The organism is Microbacterium neungamense, from assembly GCF_024971095.1.
Lineage (GTDB): Bacteria > Actinomycetota > Actinomycetes > Actinomycetales > Microbacteriaceae > Microbacterium > Microbacterium neungamense.
Window position 1 is genome coordinate 470,486 of sequence record NZ_CP069717.1, and the last position, 14,420, is coordinate 484,905.

General features: G+C 73.2%; 13 protein-coding genes and 1 pseudogene. 11 read left to right on the forward strand and 3 right to left on the reverse strand.

Translation table 11 applies throughout. The features are described 5' to 3' along the window. Positions 1-28: 28 nt before the first annotated feature. Both JSY13_RS02280 and JSY13_RS02285 read right to left on the reverse strand, forming a co-directional pair. Positions 29-775 carry an arsenate reductase/protein-tyrosine-phosphatase family protein gene (locus tag JSY13_RS02280; protein ID WP_272653580.1) on the reverse strand — a complete coding sequence of 249 codons (747 nt, stop codon included), beginning with the start codon at positions 773-775 and terminating at the stop codon, positions 29-31. A gap of 84 nt (positions 776-859) precedes the next feature. Further along, positions 860-1,786, reverse strand: coding sequence for a Ppx/GppA phosphatase family protein (locus JSY13_RS02285; protein WP_259607392.1), 927 nt, complete (start codon positions 1,784-1,786; stop codon positions 860-862). A gap of 214 nt (positions 1,787-2,000) precedes the next feature. Between JSY13_RS02285 and JSY13_RS02290 the strand changes: the two genes are divergently transcribed. From JSY13_RS02290 to JSY13_RS02340, 11 genes and pseudogenes are all read left to right on the forward strand, one after another. After that, on the forward strand, positions 2,001-3,137 hold the full coding sequence (locus JSY13_RS02290; RefSeq protein ID WP_259607393.1) for a hypothetical protein: 1,137 nt from the start codon (positions 2,001-2,003) through the stop codon (positions 3,135-3,137). A gap of 43 nt (positions 3,138-3,180) precedes the next feature. After that, a complete protein-coding gene (gene coaA, locus JSY13_RS02295) occupies positions 3,181-4,134 on the forward strand; it encodes a type I pantothenate kinase (protein ID WP_259607394.1) in 954 nt (317 codons plus the stop codon). A gap of 129 nt (positions 4,135-4,263) precedes the next feature. Then, positions 4,264-6,111: a glutamine--fructose-6-phosphate transaminase (isomerizing) gene (glmS, locus tag JSY13_RS02300; RefSeq protein ID WP_259607395.1), complete on the forward strand. Its 1,848-nt coding sequence runs from the start codon at positions 4,264-4,266 to the stop codon at positions 6,109-6,111. Positions 6,112-6,393: 282 nt separating this feature from the next. Next, a pseudogene (locus JSY13_RS02305) lies at positions 6,394-6,738 on the forward strand (holo-ACP synthase); the annotation flags it as partial. A gap of 146 nt (positions 6,739-6,884) precedes the next feature. Continuing rightward, complete coding sequence (gene alr, locus JSY13_RS02310; protein ID WP_259607396.1) at positions 6,885-7,991, forward strand: alanine racemase; 1,107 nt, start codon at positions 6,885-6,887, stop codon at positions 7,989-7,991. After that, complete coding sequence (gene tsaE, locus JSY13_RS02315) at positions 7,988-8,485, forward strand: tRNA (adenosine(37)-N6)-threonylcarbamoyltransferase complex ATPase subunit type 1 TsaE (protein WP_259607397.1); 498 nt, start codon at positions 7,988-7,990, stop codon at positions 8,483-8,485. Before alr ends, tsaE begins: the two co-directional genes overlap by 4 nt. Before the next feature lie 243 nt (positions 8,486-8,728). Beyond that, a complete protein-coding gene (gene tsaB / locus JSY13_RS02320) occupies positions 8,729-9,325 on the forward strand; it encodes a tRNA (adenosine(37)-N6)-threonylcarbamoyltransferase complex dimerization subunit type 1 TsaB (RefSeq protein WP_259607398.1) in 597 nt (198 codons plus the stop codon). Beyond that, positions 9,322-10,170 carry a ribosomal protein S18-alanine N-acetyltransferase gene (gene rimI, locus JSY13_RS02325; RefSeq protein WP_259607399.1) on the forward strand — a complete coding sequence of 283 codons (849 nt, stop codon included), beginning with the start codon at positions 9,322-9,324 and terminating at the stop codon, positions 10,168-10,170. The genes tsaB and rimI overlap by 4 nt, the downstream gene beginning before the upstream one ends. After that, positions 10,167-11,225: a tRNA (adenosine(37)-N6)-threonylcarbamoyltransferase complex transferase subunit TsaD gene (tsaD, locus tag JSY13_RS02330; RefSeq protein WP_259607400.1), complete on the forward strand. Its 1,059-nt coding sequence runs from the start codon at positions 10,167-10,169 to the stop codon at positions 11,223-11,225. Before rimI ends, tsaD begins: the two co-directional genes overlap by 4 nt. Continuing rightward, the gene (locus tag JSY13_RS02335) at positions 11,222-11,686 is read left to right on the forward strand and encodes a hypothetical protein (protein ID WP_259607401.1); all 465 of its coding nucleotides are present in this window, start codon (positions 11,222-11,224) and stop codon (positions 11,684-11,686) included. Before tsaD ends, JSY13_RS02335 begins: the two co-directional genes overlap by 4 nt. A 368-nt stretch (positions 11,687-12,054) precedes the next feature. Beyond that, positions 12,055-12,846 carry a hypothetical protein gene (locus tag JSY13_RS02340; protein ID WP_259607402.1) on the forward strand — a complete coding sequence of 264 codons (792 nt, stop codon included), beginning with the start codon at positions 12,055-12,057 and terminating at the stop codon, positions 12,844-12,846. On the opposite strand, the gene JSY13_RS02345 is transcribed toward JSY13_RS02340, so the two are convergent. Next, positions 12,847-14,031 carry a THUMP-like domain-containing protein gene (locus tag JSY13_RS02345; RefSeq protein ID WP_432806458.1) on the reverse strand — a complete coding sequence of 395 codons (1,185 nt, stop codon included), beginning with the start codon at positions 14,029-14,031 and terminating at the stop codon, positions 12,847-12,849. Positions 14,032-14,420 lie beyond the last annotated feature (389 nt).

The following is a 14,420-nucleotide window of genomic DNA, read 5'->3' on the forward strand; positions in this document are numbered from 1 at the left end:
AGACGGTGGTGTTCGGATGACGGCGTGCTCAGGACAGGGCGAGCCTGACCACCCGCTCCACCTGCGCGAGCGCGGGCACGAGCTCGCGCGCCGACCGCTCGTACACCTCGGCGGAGCGCCGGTACGGGTCGATGACGTCGTCCTCGTCCGTGCCGCCGGCGGTCAGCCCGCGGCGGTGCGAGATCGCGATCACGGTCGACCCCAGGCGAGCGCGGGTGTTGTCGCCGTCGCCCTCGGCGGCGTCGAGCAGCTCGTCATCGGTCATCGTCGCGGCGAGCCGGGCGAACTCCCGCACCGGGAAGACCCGATGCAGGCGGCTCGGCGCCAGCTGCACCGCGAAGGCCCGGTGCTCGCGGGTCATCGTGAGCGTGAGGTCGGCCTCGATCAGCATCCGCTCCTGCACGAGACGGCCGCGATGTCGGGCGGCGTCGTCGGCATCCGCACCGTTCGCGAGGGCCAGCTGCAGGGCCTCCGGGGTCATCGCCTCGTCCACCAGTGCGTGCGTGCCGGCGCTGTGCACGACCACGCCCAGGTCGCGCAGCGAGGAGCGCAGCAGCAGCGCGGCCAGCGGCGATCGGCACACGTTGCCCGTGCACATGACCAGCAGCGACGGCGCGCCGCCGAGCGCACGGTCCGGTGACGGCGCGGTTTCGAACAGCGAGGAGAGCGGGGATCGCGGCTGCGGAGCGGCATCCGGTGCCGTCCCTGCATGAGCCGTTCGTCGCTGTCGGCGCGTCATCCCCAGCCGCGCCGCATAGCGATGCGATTCGTGCATGGGGACAGCCTAGGACTCCGGCGGGCCGCGCGGTCCAGCGTTCTCGTGCGTCGTCTTCGCGGTCGGTCGGCTCTGCGCCGGCCGTCAGCCGTGCTGCTCGATGTAGCGGAGCAGCACGCCCTCGCGCAGCGCCCACGGCGACACCTCGAGCTCGTCGACGCCCAGCAGCTCCATCGCGACGTGCAGCACCACCGCGGCCCCGACGATCTGCAGCGAGCGGTCGGGGGTGATGCCGGGCAGCTCCTGCCGTGCGGATGCCGGGATGCGCGCGAGCCGGGGGATCCACGAGCCGAGGGAGGCGCGCGGCAGCAGCATCCGATCGCTGCCCGGCCACCCCGGGGCCGGATAGCCGACGAGCTGGGCGAGGGAGCGGATCGCCTTCGATGAGCCGACGACGTGATCGGGGCTGGGGAGGGCGGCGAAGCGCTCGGCGATCGGCTGCAGGGTCGTCGCCGCGTGCGCGCGGAGCCGCGCCACCGCGGCCTCGCCGGGCGGGTCGTCGGGGAGGAACTGCACGGTCATCCGGCCGGCGCCGAGGGGAGCGGATGCGGCGACCTCGGGCAGTTCCTCCGATCCGCCCGCGAACTCGAACGAGCCGCCGCCGATGTCCAGCAGCACGAGGCGACCCGCCGACCAGCCGAACCATCGGCGTACGGCGAGGAACGTCAGCGCGGCCTCCTCCTCGCCGTCGAGCACCTGCAGCGGCTGCCCCAGTGCGGCCTCGATGCGGGCGATCACCTCGTCGCCGTTGCGGGCCTCGCGCACGGCGCTGGTCGCGGTGGCGAGCAGGGTGTCGATGCGCTCGGCATCCGCGATCGTGCGCGCGCGGCGTGCGGCGTCCTCCAGGGCGCGGATCCCGTCCTCGGCGATCGCTCCGTCGGGCGTGAGGTAGCGCATCAGGCGGACGACCGTGCGATCGCTCGTGGTGCCGAGCGGGCGGCCGCCGGGCCGGGCATCCGCGACGAGCAGGTGGACGGTGTTCGAGCCGATGTCGAGGACTCCGAGGCGCACGGGACGAGACTACTCGCGCTCGCGGTGGCGCTCGACGCGCCGGCCCGGATCCGGTGTGCCGATATTCTCCGTCGCCTGCCCTCGGCATCCGGTATGCGTGCGAGATAGTGCCGGATCGGTGCCGGACACCGTCCGGTCCGGCCGGTTCGCCTGCTGGGGCGGCGCACCGGCGATGACGCACTGGGCTGCCCCGGCGGAGGCTGCCGAGGGGGCGATGAGCGAGTCGAAGAGGTCGCTCGCCGATCTGTTCGGCGTGCCCGAGCACCCGGCGCCCGGTGCGGGCGACGACGGCGACGGGGCCGGCCGGGAGGACGGGGGCCGCCGGGATATCGCCGAGCTGTTCCGTCTCGACGAGCCCGAGGACCGTGACGAGCCCGAGGACCGGGGCGGGTCCGAGGGACGTGGCGAGTCGGGGGACCGGGGTGAGTCCGAAAGGCGCGGCGAGTCCGTGGGGCGCGGCGAGTCCGTGGGACGCGGCGATGCCGGCGGGACGGGTCCGGCATCCGATGCGGAAGCTGACGGGGCTGCGGATGCTGACGGGTCTGCCGATGCGGACGTGCTCTTGGCGGCGGACACGCGCGCGACTGCGGAGGTGCCTGACGCTGAGGATGGGACTGGGGATGCGGCCGCGGGTGCACGTGCGTCGCGGTCGCCCCTGCGCCGGCCGATGGTCCGCGCGATCGGTGTCGCGGTCCTGCTGCTGGTGGTCGCCGTCGGCGTCGTGATGGGACAGGGGTCTTCCCGCTCGGAGCCCGCGGCGGCCCTCGCCTCCGCGGAGCGGGAGCTCATCAGCGCGGAGCGGACGCTGGACGGCGCGCATACCCGCGTCGCCGAAGCGATCGAGCGCGGGATCGCGGACGCGGACCGCACGGAGGCGATGCTCGCGTCGCTGGCCGGCTTCGCCGACGAGCCCGCCCGCACCGCGGCACTCGCGGCCGTCGCGACGTACCGGGACGACGTGCAGGGCGTCGAGCTGCCCGAGGTGCCCGCCCCGTACGTCGCGAGGGCCGGCGACCTCGCTCCCGATGCCGTCGCCGCCGCCCGGCGGAACGTCCGCGACCGGCAGGAGCGCGCCGAGGAGCTTCTCGGGGATATCGGGCGGAATCCGAGCTGCTCGAACTCGACCGGACGTTCCGCACGGCACGGTCGGAGTTCCTCGCCGGCACCCCCGCCTGCTCCGGCGCCCAATCCCAATCCCCATCCGCAGCCGCAACCCGAGCCCGAGCCCGAGCCCGAGCCGTCTCCGGATCCGGAGCCGTCTCCCGAGCCGACGCCGGAGCCGAGCCCCGAACCCACGCTGCCGCTGCCGCTGCCCTTGCCGCTGCCGTTGCCGCTCGAGCCGGCGCCGTGACCGCCGTGGGCACGAGGACGACGGCATCCCGCCCGCGGATACCATGGGAGCCGTGACCGCCGTCGACCCGACCCTGCCGCTCTCGCCGTACCGGGAGATCGACCGCGCCGACTGGGCGCGGCTGGCGGCCGACCTGGATCAGCCGCTCAGCGAGACCGAGGTCGTCGGCATCCGCGGCATCGGCGACCGACTCGACCTCGCCGAGGTGCGCGAGGTGTACCTGCCGCTCAGCCGCCTGCTCAGCCTGTACGCGACGGCGACGAAGCGGCTGGGGGCGGCGACGAGCGAGTTCCTGCAGGAGGAGGACACCACCACGCCGTTCGTCGTCGGTGTGGCCGGATCCGTGGCCGTCGGGAAGTCGACGATCGCGCGCCTGCTGCGCGAGCTGATGAGCCGCTGGCCGGGCACGCCGCGCGTGGAGCTCGTGACGACGGACGGCTTCCTGTATCCGAACGCCGAGCTCGAGCGGCGCGGGCTGATGGACCGCAAGGGCTTTCCGGAGTCGTACGACCGGCGCGCGCTGCTGACGTTCCTCACCGAGGTGAAGAGCGGGGCCGAGGAGGTGCGGGCGCCGTTCTACTCGCACATGCGCTACGACATCGTGCCCGACGCGCACATCGTGGTCCGCAGGCCCGACGTCGTCATCGTCGAGGGGCTGAACGTGCTGCAGCCGCCGCCGGCGCCCAACGACGTGGCGGTCAGCGATCTGTTCGACTTCTCGATCTACGTCGACGCCGACGCCGAGCACATCGAGCGCTGGTACGTCGACCGGTTCCTGGCGCTGCGGCAGGGCGCGTTCAGCAACCCGTCGTCGTACTTCAACGTGTTCGCGCACCTCACCGACGAGGAGGCGGTCACCACGGCGCTCGGCTACTGGCGCGAGATCAACATGCCCAACCTGCTCGAGAACGTGCTGCCCACGAAGCACCGAGCCACCCTGGTGCTGCGCAAGGGCGCCGACCACGCCGTGGAGAGCGTGCTGCTCCGCAAGCTCTGACACCCCGCCGCTTTCGAATCGCGCGACTGGCTGTGATCCGGCCCGGTTGGCGACCGATCAAGCGATTCGAAACGGAGAGAGGCGATTCGTACGGATGCCTAGCAAATGGGTCCCCGTACCCTTGAACCCATGTGTGGAATCGTCGGATACGTGGGCCCTCGCCCCAGCCAGGACATCCTGCTCGCAGGGCTCGCCCGTCTCGAATACCGCGGCTACGACTCCGCGGGCATCGCCGTGATCGATGAGAACGGCACCCTCGGCATGCGCAAGAAGGCCGGAAAGCTCGGCATGCTCCGCGAGTCCCTCAAGGACGCCGCCCTCGGCGACGGCACCACGGGCATCGGCCACACGCGGTGGGCCACCCACGGCGGACCGACCGACGTCAATGCGCATCCGCACCTGGCGGATGACGACAAGCTGGCCCTCATCCACAACGGCATCATCGAGAACTTCGCCGCCCTCCGCGACGAGCTCGCCGCCGAGGGGTACACCTTCCGCAGCGAGACCGACACCGAGGTCGCCGCGGTGCTCCTCGGACGCGAGTACCGCGCCACCGGCGGCGATCTGCAGGAGGCGTTCCGCAAGGTCGTGAACCGCCTCGAGGGCGCGTTCACCCTGCTCGCCATGCACCAGGACCACCCGGGCCTCGTCGTCGGCGCCCGCCGCAACTCCCCCCTGGTGATCGGCCTCGGCGAGGGCGAGAACTTCCTCGGCTCCGACGTCGCCGCCTTCGTCGAGCACACCCGCAAGGCGCTCGCGATCGGCCAGGACCAGATCGTCGCGATCACGCCGGATGCCGTCACCGTCACCGACTTCGACGGCAACTCCGTCGAGGCCGCGCCGTTCGACGTGTCCTGGGACGCCGCCGCCGCCGAGAAGGGCGGCTGGTCGAGCTTCATGGCCAAGGAGGTCGCCGAGCAGCCGGAAGCCGTGGCGAACACCATCCGCGGCCGCATCAGCGACGGTCAGGTCGTCATCCCCGAGCTCGACGGCATGGACGAGCTGTTCACCGGCATCCGTCGCGTCATCATCACCGCGTGCGGCACGGCCTCGTACGCCGCGCTCGTCGGCAAGTACGCGATCGAGCAGTGGGCGCGCGTGCCGGTGGACGTGGAGCTCGCGCACGAGTTCCGCTACCGCGACCCGGTGATCGGCGGCGACACGCTCGTCGTGTCGATCAGCCAGTCCGGCGAGACCATGGACACGCTGATGGCCGTCAAGTACGCGCGCGAGCGCGGCGCGCGGACGCTGTCGATCTGCAACACCCAGGGCGCCACGATCCCGCGCGAGTCCGACGCGGTCGTCTACACGCACGCCGGCCCGGAGGTCGCCGTCGCCTCGACGAAGGCGTTCTCGGCGCAGATCACCGCGCTGCTGCTGCTCGGTCTGCACATGGGCCGCGTCCGCGGGACGTTCGCGCACGCATCCGCCGAGATCGCCGACCTGCAGGCCCTGCCGGAGAAGGTCGCGAAGGTCATCGAGGGTGAGCAGGAGCACGTCAGCCAGCTCGCGCACTGGATGGCCGACACCCGCTCGGTGCTGTTCCTCGGGCGTCACGTCGGGTACCCGATCGCCCTCGAGGGCGCGCTCAAGCTCAAGGAGATCTCGTACATCCACGCCGAGGGCTTCGCCGCCGGTGAGCTCAAGCACGGCCCGATCGCCCTGATCGAGCCGGGACAGCCGGTGTTCGTGATCGTCCCGTCGCCGCGCCACTCGGCACTGGTGCACTCCAAGGTCGTCTCGAACATCCAGGAGATCCGCGCCCGCGGCGCCCGCGTGATCGTGGTCGCCGAGGAGGGCGACGCCGCGGTGCTGCCGTACGCGGACGAGGTCATCCACATCCCGCTCGCCGGGGCCATGTTCGAGCCGGTGCTCGCAGTCGTCCCGCTGCAGATCTTCGCCATGGCGCTCGCCACCGCGAAGGGCCTGGACGTCGACCAGCCCCGCAACCTCGCGAAGTCCGTCACCGTGGAGTGACGGGTTCCGTCCGTCCGGATCGCCCCGGGGCCGCGTGCCTCGGGGCGATCCGCGTCTTCGGGGCGGTCGGAGCGGTGGGGGGATCGCACACGCCCGCAGCCGGGCATCCGCGCCTCCCGAGGACAGGAAGTCTCGCCGGGACAGGACGGATGCGGCGGAATCGTCCTGTTCCGGGGAGTTCTCCTGTTCCGGGGAGTTCTCCTGCGCCGGGGAGACCGACGCACGAGCGGATGCGAGCGGATGCGCGCGGATGCGCGCGGATGCCGCGGGTAGGCTGATCCGGTGATCATCGGGACCGGCATCGACCTCGTCGACATCGCGCGGTTCGAGCGGAGCGTCGCCCGCACGCCGCGACTGCTCGAGCGTCTGTTCACGCCGTCGGAGCGGACGCTGCGGCTGCGCTCCCTCGCCGCGCGGTACGCCGCGAAGGAGGCGCTGATCAAGGCGCTCGGCGGCAGCGACGGGGTGCACTGGTCCGAGATCGAGATCGCGTCCGAGGCATCCGGCCGCCCCCGCTTCGTGCTGTCGGGGTCGACCGCCGCCGTCGTCGCGGAGCGCGGCATCACCACGCTGCATCTCACACTGACGCACGATGCCGGTCTCGCCGCCGCGTTCGTCGTCGCGGAGCGGACGGATGCCCCCGCTGCCGCCCAAGCACCCGCCGCCGCCGCATCCGCCGACACCCCGTCTTCGCGTCGACACCCCGTGCTGCAGACGTCCGCAGGGCGGGGTCTCTACGACGGCACGGGGTCTCGGCCGGGGGAGGGGCGGGCATGACCCCGTTCCGCGAGGCGACGATCGACCTCGACGCGATCGCCGACAACGTCCGCCACCTGCGCCGGCTCACCGGGGTGCCGGTCATCGCGGTCGTCAAGGCGGACGGCTACGGGCACGGCGCGGCGGCGGCCGCCACGGCGGCGCTCGCCGGCGGCGCGTCGCGGCTCGCGACGGCGACGATCGAGGAGTCGTTGGCGCTGCGCCGCGCCGGCGTGACCGCGCCGCTGATGGCGTGGCTGCACGAGCCCGGCCGGCGGTTCGACGACGCCGCCGAGGCCGGCATCGAACTCGGCATCTCCTCCTTCGCGCAGCTGCTCGCCGCGGCGGATGCGGCATCCGTGGCCGCCCCGACCGCGGTGCACCTCAAGCTCGAGACCGGGCTGTCGCGCAACGGCGTCCCGCCGCAGGACTGGCCGCGCGTGCTCGCCGAGGCCGCGCGGCTCGAGCGGATCGGCCGCATCCGCATCGTGGGCCTCTTCAGCCACCTCTCCAACACCAGCCCCGGGGACGACCGGGCCGCTCTCGCACGGTTCCTCGAGGGGACGGATGCCGCGGAGGCGGCCGGCATCCGCCCGGAGATCCGGCACCTCGCCGCCACCGCCGCCGCGATAGACCTGCCGGAGACGCGCCTGGACGCGGTCCGGATCGGCATCGGCCTCTACGGGTTGTCGCCGTTCGATGACCGCAGCTCGGCGGATCTCGGGCTGCGGCCGGCGATGACGCTGCGCGCCGCCGTTGCGGCCGTGCGCCGGGTGCCGGCAGGGGCCGGCGTGTCGTACGGCTACGACCACCGCACCGAGCGGGAGAGCACGCTCGCGCTCGTTCCGCTGGGGTACGCCGACGGCATCCCGCGGCAAGCCTCGGGGCGCGGGCCGGTGCTCATCGGCGGGCGCCGCCACACCATCGCCGGTCGCGTGGCGATGGACCAGTTCGTCGTGGACGTCGGCGACCAGGAGGTCGCGGTGGGTGACGAGGTGATCGTGTTCGGCGACCCGACACTGGGGCATCCGTCGGCGACGGAGTGGGGGGATGCCGCGGGCACCGTCAACTACGAGATCGTCACGCGCATCGGGGCGCGCGTGCCGCGGCGGAGCGTGTCATGACGCTGGATGCGGAGCTGGCCGGACGCCACGAGATCGCGACCGCGGCCGACATGGAGGAGCTGGGCCGGAGGATCGGCGCGTCGCTCGGTCCCGGCGATCTGCTCGTGCTCACCGGTCCGCTGGGCGCGGGGAAGACCACGTTCACGCGCGGTCTCGCGAAAGGGCTCGGTGTGCGCGGACCGGTGCAGAGCCCCACGTTCGTGATCGCCCGCACCCATCCGTCGCTCGTCGGCGGCGCCCCGCTCGTGCACGTGGACGCGTACCGGCTGTCGTCGGCCGCCGAGCTGGACGACCTCGACATCGCTTTCGACCGGTCGGTGGTCGTCATCGAGTGGGGTCGGCCGATGGCGGATGCCGTGGCCGACGACTGGTGGGACATCGAGCTCGAACGCCCGGTCGGGGGAGGGGACGACGACCTCGGCGACGAGGACCTGGACACCGACGCGCCCCGCATCGTCACGATCACCCGCGTGGAGCGCTCCCCCGCACGCTGAGCGCGCCGCACGCTGAGCGCGCCGCACGCTGAGCCCTGCGGACGCTGAGCCCCGCGGACGCTGAGCCCCGCGGACGCTGAGCCCTGCGGACGCTGAGCCCGTCGAAGCGTCCCCCTTGACATCCGGACCCTTCGACGAGCTCAGGGTCCTCGACGAGCTCAGGGTCCTCGACGAGCTCAGGGTCCTCGGCGCCGGCGGACCCGTCCGGCGGCCGGCCGCCCCTGCGCCGACTACCCTTGAGGTGTGATCCTCGCCGTCGACACTTCACTCGGGACGGCCGCCGCCGTCATCGATCACGACGGCCGCGTCGTCGCCGAGGCGTCCAGCCCCGACCCGCTCGGCCACGCCGAGGTGATCGGCGACCTCCTCGCCGAAGTCGTCCGCGACGCATCCCTCACCCACGTCGTCGCCGGCATGGGGCCCGGTCCCTTCACCGGGCTGCGCATCGGGATCGCCGCCGCGCGCGCGGTCGCGCTCGGCCGCGGCATCCCGGTCGTCGCCGTCCCCAGCCATTTCGCCCCGGCGCTGGCCGCGCTCGACGGCGGTGCCACGCGTTTCGCCGTGGTGACGGATGCCCGCCGCCGGGAGCTCGCGGTCAGTGTCTTCGACGGCACGGACGCCGACGGCATCCCTCGTCTGACCGAACCGGCGCACCTCGTGGCTCAGGGAACCGGCCTCGACCTCCCGGTCGTCGAGGCTGCGCAGCTGTCCGCGGTGGACCTGGCGCGCGTGGGCGCACGGGCGATCGCCGCCGGCCGCATCCTCACCGATGGCGAGCCGCTGTATCTGCGCTCGCCCGACGTCGTGCAGCCGGGCGCGCCGAAGAAGGTGAGCGCATGACCCTGCGCACCGCCACCATCGACGACCTCGACGCGATCATGCGCATCGAGCGGCGCTCGTTCCCGACCGACGCGTGGAGCGAGGACACCATGGCGACCGAGCTGACGAGCGCCCACAACCACTACCTCGTGGACGAGGAGGACGGCGTCGTCATCGGCTACGGCGGCCTGCGCGCGCTGCGGGGCGCGGCGGATGCCGACATCCAGACCATCGCGTTCGACGCCGAGCACCGGGGTGCCGGGCGCGGCAGGGCACTGCTGCGCGCCCTTCTCGCCGAGGCGGCGGAGCGCGGCGCGCGCGAGGTGTTCCTGGAGGTGCGGGCAGACAACCCGGGGGCCGAGGGACTGTACCTCTCCGAGGGTTTCGCCGAGCTGGCGCGCCGGCCCCGGTACTACCAGCCCGACGACGTCGACGCGATCGTGATGAAGCTCGACCTGAGGGCGTGGGCCGCTCGTGCCCGGGAGGGCACGACCGTCACCGGCGCTGACCCCGCCGTTCCCGCCGGCACCGTTGACCGCGCCGTTGCCGCTGGCACCGTTGACCCCGCCGGCACCGTTGACGCCGCTGGCCACGCTGTCCCCGCTCGCGCTCGGGAGGAGAACTCACGCTCGGGAGGAACGATCCGCCAGGATTCCCCTCCCGAGGGAGAGAACTCCTCCCGGGCGGACGAGGTTCCGGTGGACAGGAGTCCGGCGGGCACCGTCCCGGCGGACGGGAACCCGGCGGGCACCGTCGCGGCGGACAGGAACCCGGCGGGCACCGTCGCGGCGGACAGGAACCCGGCGGGCACCGTCGCGGCGGGCACGTCCGACGGCGGCACCTCGCGCGAGGAGGCGACGGCATGACCGGACCCCTGGTGCTCGGCATCGAGACGAGCTGCGACGAGACCGGGATCGGCATCGTCCGCGGACGCACGCTGCTGTCCAACACGATCGCGTCCAGCATGGACGAGCACGCCCGCTACGGCGGCGTCGTGCCCGAGGTCGCCGCGCGCGCCCACCTGGAGGCACTCCAGCCCGCGATCGAGCGGGCCCTCGATGAGGCTCAGGTGCGGCTGGAAGACCTGGACGCCGTCGCGGTCACCAGCGGTCCAGGACTGGCCGGCGCCCTGATGGTCGGCGTCGGCGCGGCGAAGGGCCTGGCGGTGTCGCTCGGCAAGCCGCTGTACGCCGTGAACCACCTCGTCGGGCACATCGCTGCGGACATCCTCGACCCGGATGCCCCGCCGCTGGAGTATCCGACGATCGCGCTCCTCGTCTCCGGCGGGCACACCTCGCTCCTGCACGTGCGCGACCTCACCACCGATGTCGAGCTCCTCGGCGAGACGGTGGACGACGCCGCGGGGGAGGCGTTCGACAAGGTCGCCCGCATCCTCGGGCTGCCGTATCCGGGTGGTCCGCAGATCGACCGCGCGGCCGCCGAGGGCGACCCGGACGCGATCCGGTTCCCGCGGGGCCTGTCCCGGGCATCCGACATGGCGAAGCACCGCTACGACTTCTCGTTCTCGGGCCTGAAGACCGCCGTCGCCCGCTGGATCGAGCGGGCCGAAGCACACGGCGATCCGGTGCCCGTGGCCGACGTCGCCGCGAGCTTCCGCGAGGCGGTCGTCGACGTGCTCGCCACGAAGGCGCTCGCCGCCTGCGCCGACCTGGGCGTGCCGAGGCTGCTGCTGGGCGGCGGCGTGATCGCCAACCGCCGGTTGCGCGAGGTCGTGCTCGAGCGTGCCGAGGCCGCGGGCGTCGCCGTGCGCATCCCGCCGCTGTCGCTGTGCACCGACAACGGGGCCATGATCGCGGCGCTCGCCGCGCAGCTCATCGCCGCGGGCCGCGGGCCGTCGACCCTCGGGTTCGGCGCCGACTCCACGCTGCCGGTCACCGAGATCCAGGTGAGTGCCGCATGACCGAGCCGTCGCCGCACATCGACGGCGTCAGCCCCGAGGTGGACGCGCCGGGGGATCCGGTCGCGCGGTCCGGGGCCGGCGATGAGCGGCGCGCATCCGGTGACGCGTATCGGCGGATGCCGGAGTACCGCCTCCCGGAGGCGCTGATCGCCCGTGGACCTCAGACCGACGCCGACGCGTTCCGCTCCGTCGAGGGTGCGCCGCAGGACGAGCCTGTCGACGACGCGAAGCTCGCCCCGTGGGCGCTCTTCGCGGCCATCGTCGCGCTGGCGACCTCGATGTTCGTCGGGTGGGGCATCCCGGTCGCCGTCGTCTCGGTGATCGCGGCGATCATGTCGCTGCGGCGCCCGGTCGAGAACCGCGCGATCGCGATGTGGGCGCTGGTGCTCGGCATCGCCGCGACCGTGTTCAGCCTCGGCTGGCTCATCTGGGCCGCCATGCAGTTCGAGAGCATGGGGTAGGGATGCCCGGGCCCGCCGACCCGGATCGGCTGAGGGAGCTCCGACGACGCGCCTGGGGGCGCGGCGGGGGTCTCGACGCCGCCGAGGCGGAGGAGCTCCGCCGGCTCGAGGCCGGGGCCTCCCCGGTCGGCCCCTCCCCGGTCGACCTCTCGCCGGTCGGCCCCTCACCGGTCGTTGAGCGAGCGGAGCGAGACGAAACGCCCTCCGCATCCGCGGATGCACCCGTCCCGGTCGGCCCCTCCCCGGTCGGCCCCGCACCGGTCGTTGAGCGAGCGGAGCGAGACGAAACGCCTTCCGCATCCGCGGACACCTCCGTCCCGGTCTCTGAGCGTCCCGATCCCGAGGCGCCGACCCGCAGCCGGCTGCCGATGATCCTCGCCGCCGTCGCGACCCTCGCCCTCGTGCTGGGTCTCGGCGCCGGCCGGCTGCTGTTCGGCGGGGGCGACGCCCCTCCCTCGATGCCCGCGGAGCACGAGGAGGTCTGGGCGCAGCTGGAGAACTCCGAGAACTTCGACCCCGGGTCGGTGGTGTATCGCGGCGAGAAGCACGGCGCGACCGTCTGGCAGGCGACGACCCAGGACGGAACGCAGCAGTGTCTCGTCATCGACGCCGGCGGGCAGCGCGAGTCCCAGTGCCTCCGCAGTGAGCAGGTGGACGAGTCCTTCGGCCTCAGCACGGGGCTGCAGCTCGGCCAGGACGGCGAGCTCGTCGACCTCTGGGCCGCCCTCGTCACGGACGTCGACGGACGGCAGCGGCTGATCATGCAGCGGCACGTCATCACCGACGGGCCGGACACGGGATGGGAGTCGATGTACAGCCAGGACGAGCTGGTGCACGCCCGCATCCTCGTGGCGGCGGGCTTCGACGGGCCCGGGCTTCAGCTGGTCGGATACGACGACGCGTCGCCGGTGTGGTTCGGCTTCCGCGACGGCCAGTGGTGCCTTGCGGTCGTGAGCGGCACAGCGGTTCATCAGAGCTGCGATGGCTCCGGGCCCACCGCAGACCTGAACCTGACCGTCGGGAGCACGACCTACGAGCTGCGGCAGACGCCCAACCGCGGGCGGATGCTCACCGTCGTGCGCGGCGCCCCGACCGAGGTGTGCAGCCCCGAGACCGGTGAGTGCGCCACGATCGACGACACCACCGGCGAGTACCAGTGATCAGACGCGGTCCGCGAGGATCGCGACGCGCCCGCCGGACGTCCGGGTGAGGATCAGCGTCGCCTGCTGCGATCCCCGCAGGGAGAGCTTCTTCCGGAACGCGGCGGGGTCGACATCCATGCCGCGCTTCTTGATCTCGAGCCGCCCGATATCGTGGGCGCGCAGAGCCGCGTTGATGGTCTTGACGTGGGCGGGCATCGTCTCGCGCACGCGGAACGACTGCACGAACGGGCTCGTCAGGGCGGCGTCACCGGTGAGGTAGGCGATGCTCTCGTCGAGCATGCCGGCATCCAGCATCCGTGCCGCCTCGCCGATGAGCCGGGCGCGGATGACGGCGCCGTCCGGCTCGTGCAGGTACGCGCCCAGCGGGCGCACGGGCTCGTCCTCGGCATCCGCGGGTGCCGTGATCTCGTCGGTGCGATCGCCGTGCACGACCAGCGCCGCGCGACGGATGCCCTCGCGCGCGAGCTCCCGGCTCCACAGCACCAGCTCGACGACGCTGCCGTCGGCGCTGACCCACTGGGCTTCGACGTCCGAGGGGACGAGGTCGCGGTCGAGGCCGGGGCCGAGCTTGATGCCGGTCGGCATCCGTGTGGCGAGGTCGAGACACCAGTCCAGGGCGGGGGAGTAGTCTGATGCCGCGACCCGCCGGGTCTCGCTGTGGCCGGCGGTGCGTCGGGCCGGGTCGAGCCACACGGCGGATGCCGAGTCGCCGGCGGGCGCCGCGTCCGCCGCCGCGTGCCGCACCGTGACCGCGTCACCGAACGGGGCGAGGTTGTAGGCGGCGATCGCGGCGGTGACCTCGTCGGCATCGACGGCATCGACCCGCAGGCCGGCGGCCGCGAACGCGAGGCTGTCCCCGCCGATGCCGCAGCCCAGGTCGGCGACGCGGGCGATGCCGGCCTGCCGCATCCGGACCGCGTGCAGGGCCGCCACGCCGAGACGGGTGGCCTGTTCCAGACCAGCGCGGGTGAACAGCATGCGCTCGGCGAACTCGCCGAACTTGTCGCGAGCCTTGACGCGCAGGTGCGCCTGGCCGACGACGGCGGAGACGAGGTCGGGGGAGTGGCCGGCCGCACGCAGCCGCGACACCGCCCTGGCGACGTCGGACGCGGAGCCGACGGGGCCGAGCTCGTCGAGGAGGGCGAGGCCCTCACGGGTGAGCAGGGCGCTGAGCTCGGACATCTGCACCCGGCAAGCCTATGCGGCCCGCGCGATGCGTTTCGTCTCGCTCCGCCTGCGGCGGTGCGGTTCCTGAGCCTGTCGAAGGGCGCTCAACGGCAGGGAGGGGCGTCGCCGTCCGCGTCGCCGTCGCGGTCGCCGGGAGGAAAGCGCATCTCTGGGGCGCTGGGGGATGCGGGAATCTCCCGTCCGCCGTCATCGTCGGCGTCGCTGGGAGAGAAGCGCATCGCGCGGGGCGGTTCGGGGTGCGGAAAGCTCCCATCGACGCGGGGGCAGCTGGCGGGCTGGGGCGTTTCGTCTCGCTCCGCCTGGGCGGTGCGGTTCCTGAGCCTGTCGAAGGGCGCTCGACAACCGGAGGGGAGGCGCTGGCACTCGCATTGCGTGAGTGCCAG

Coding starts and splice junctions, on each gene's coding strand:
- tsaE (WP_259607397.1), top strand. CDS start 7,988: ATGACGCTGGATGCGGAGCTGGCCGGACGCCACGAGATCGCGACCGCG.
- tsaD (WP_259607400.1), top strand. CDS start 10,167: ATGACCGGACCCCTGGTGCTCGGCATCGAGACGAGCTGCGACGAGACC.
- glmS (WP_259607395.1), top strand. CDS start 4,264: ATGTGTGGAATCGTCGGATACGTGGGCCCTCGCCCCAGCCAGGACATC.
- rimI (WP_259607399.1), top strand. CDS start 9,322: ATGACCCTGCGCACCGCCACCATCGACGACCTCGACGCGATCATGCGC.
- JSY13_RS02345 (WP_432806458.1), bottom strand. CDS start 14,031: ATGTCCGAGCTCAGCGCCCTGCTCACCCGTGAGGGCCTCGCCCTCCTC.
- alr (WP_259607396.1), top strand. CDS start 6,885: ATGACCCCGTTCCGCGAGGCGACGATCGACCTCGACGCGATCGCCGAC.
- coaA (WP_259607394.1), top strand. CDS start 3,181: ATGGGAGCCGTGACCGCCGTCGACCCGACCCTGCCGCTCTCGCCGTAC.
- JSY13_RS02335 (WP_259607401.1), top strand. CDS start 11,222: ATGACCGAGCCGTCGCCGCACATCGACGGCGTCAGCCCCGAGGTGGAC.
- JSY13_RS02340 (WP_259607402.1), top strand. CDS start 12,055: ATGATCCTCGCCGCCGTCGCGACCCTCGCCCTCGTGCTGGGTCTCGGC.
- JSY13_RS02290 (WP_259607393.1), top strand. CDS start 2,001: ATGAGCGAGTCGAAGAGGTCGCTCGCCGATCTGTTCGGCGTGCCCGAG.
- JSY13_RS02280 (WP_272653580.1), bottom strand. CDS start 775: ATGCACGAATCGCATCGCTATGCGGCGCGGCTGGGGATGACGCGCCGA.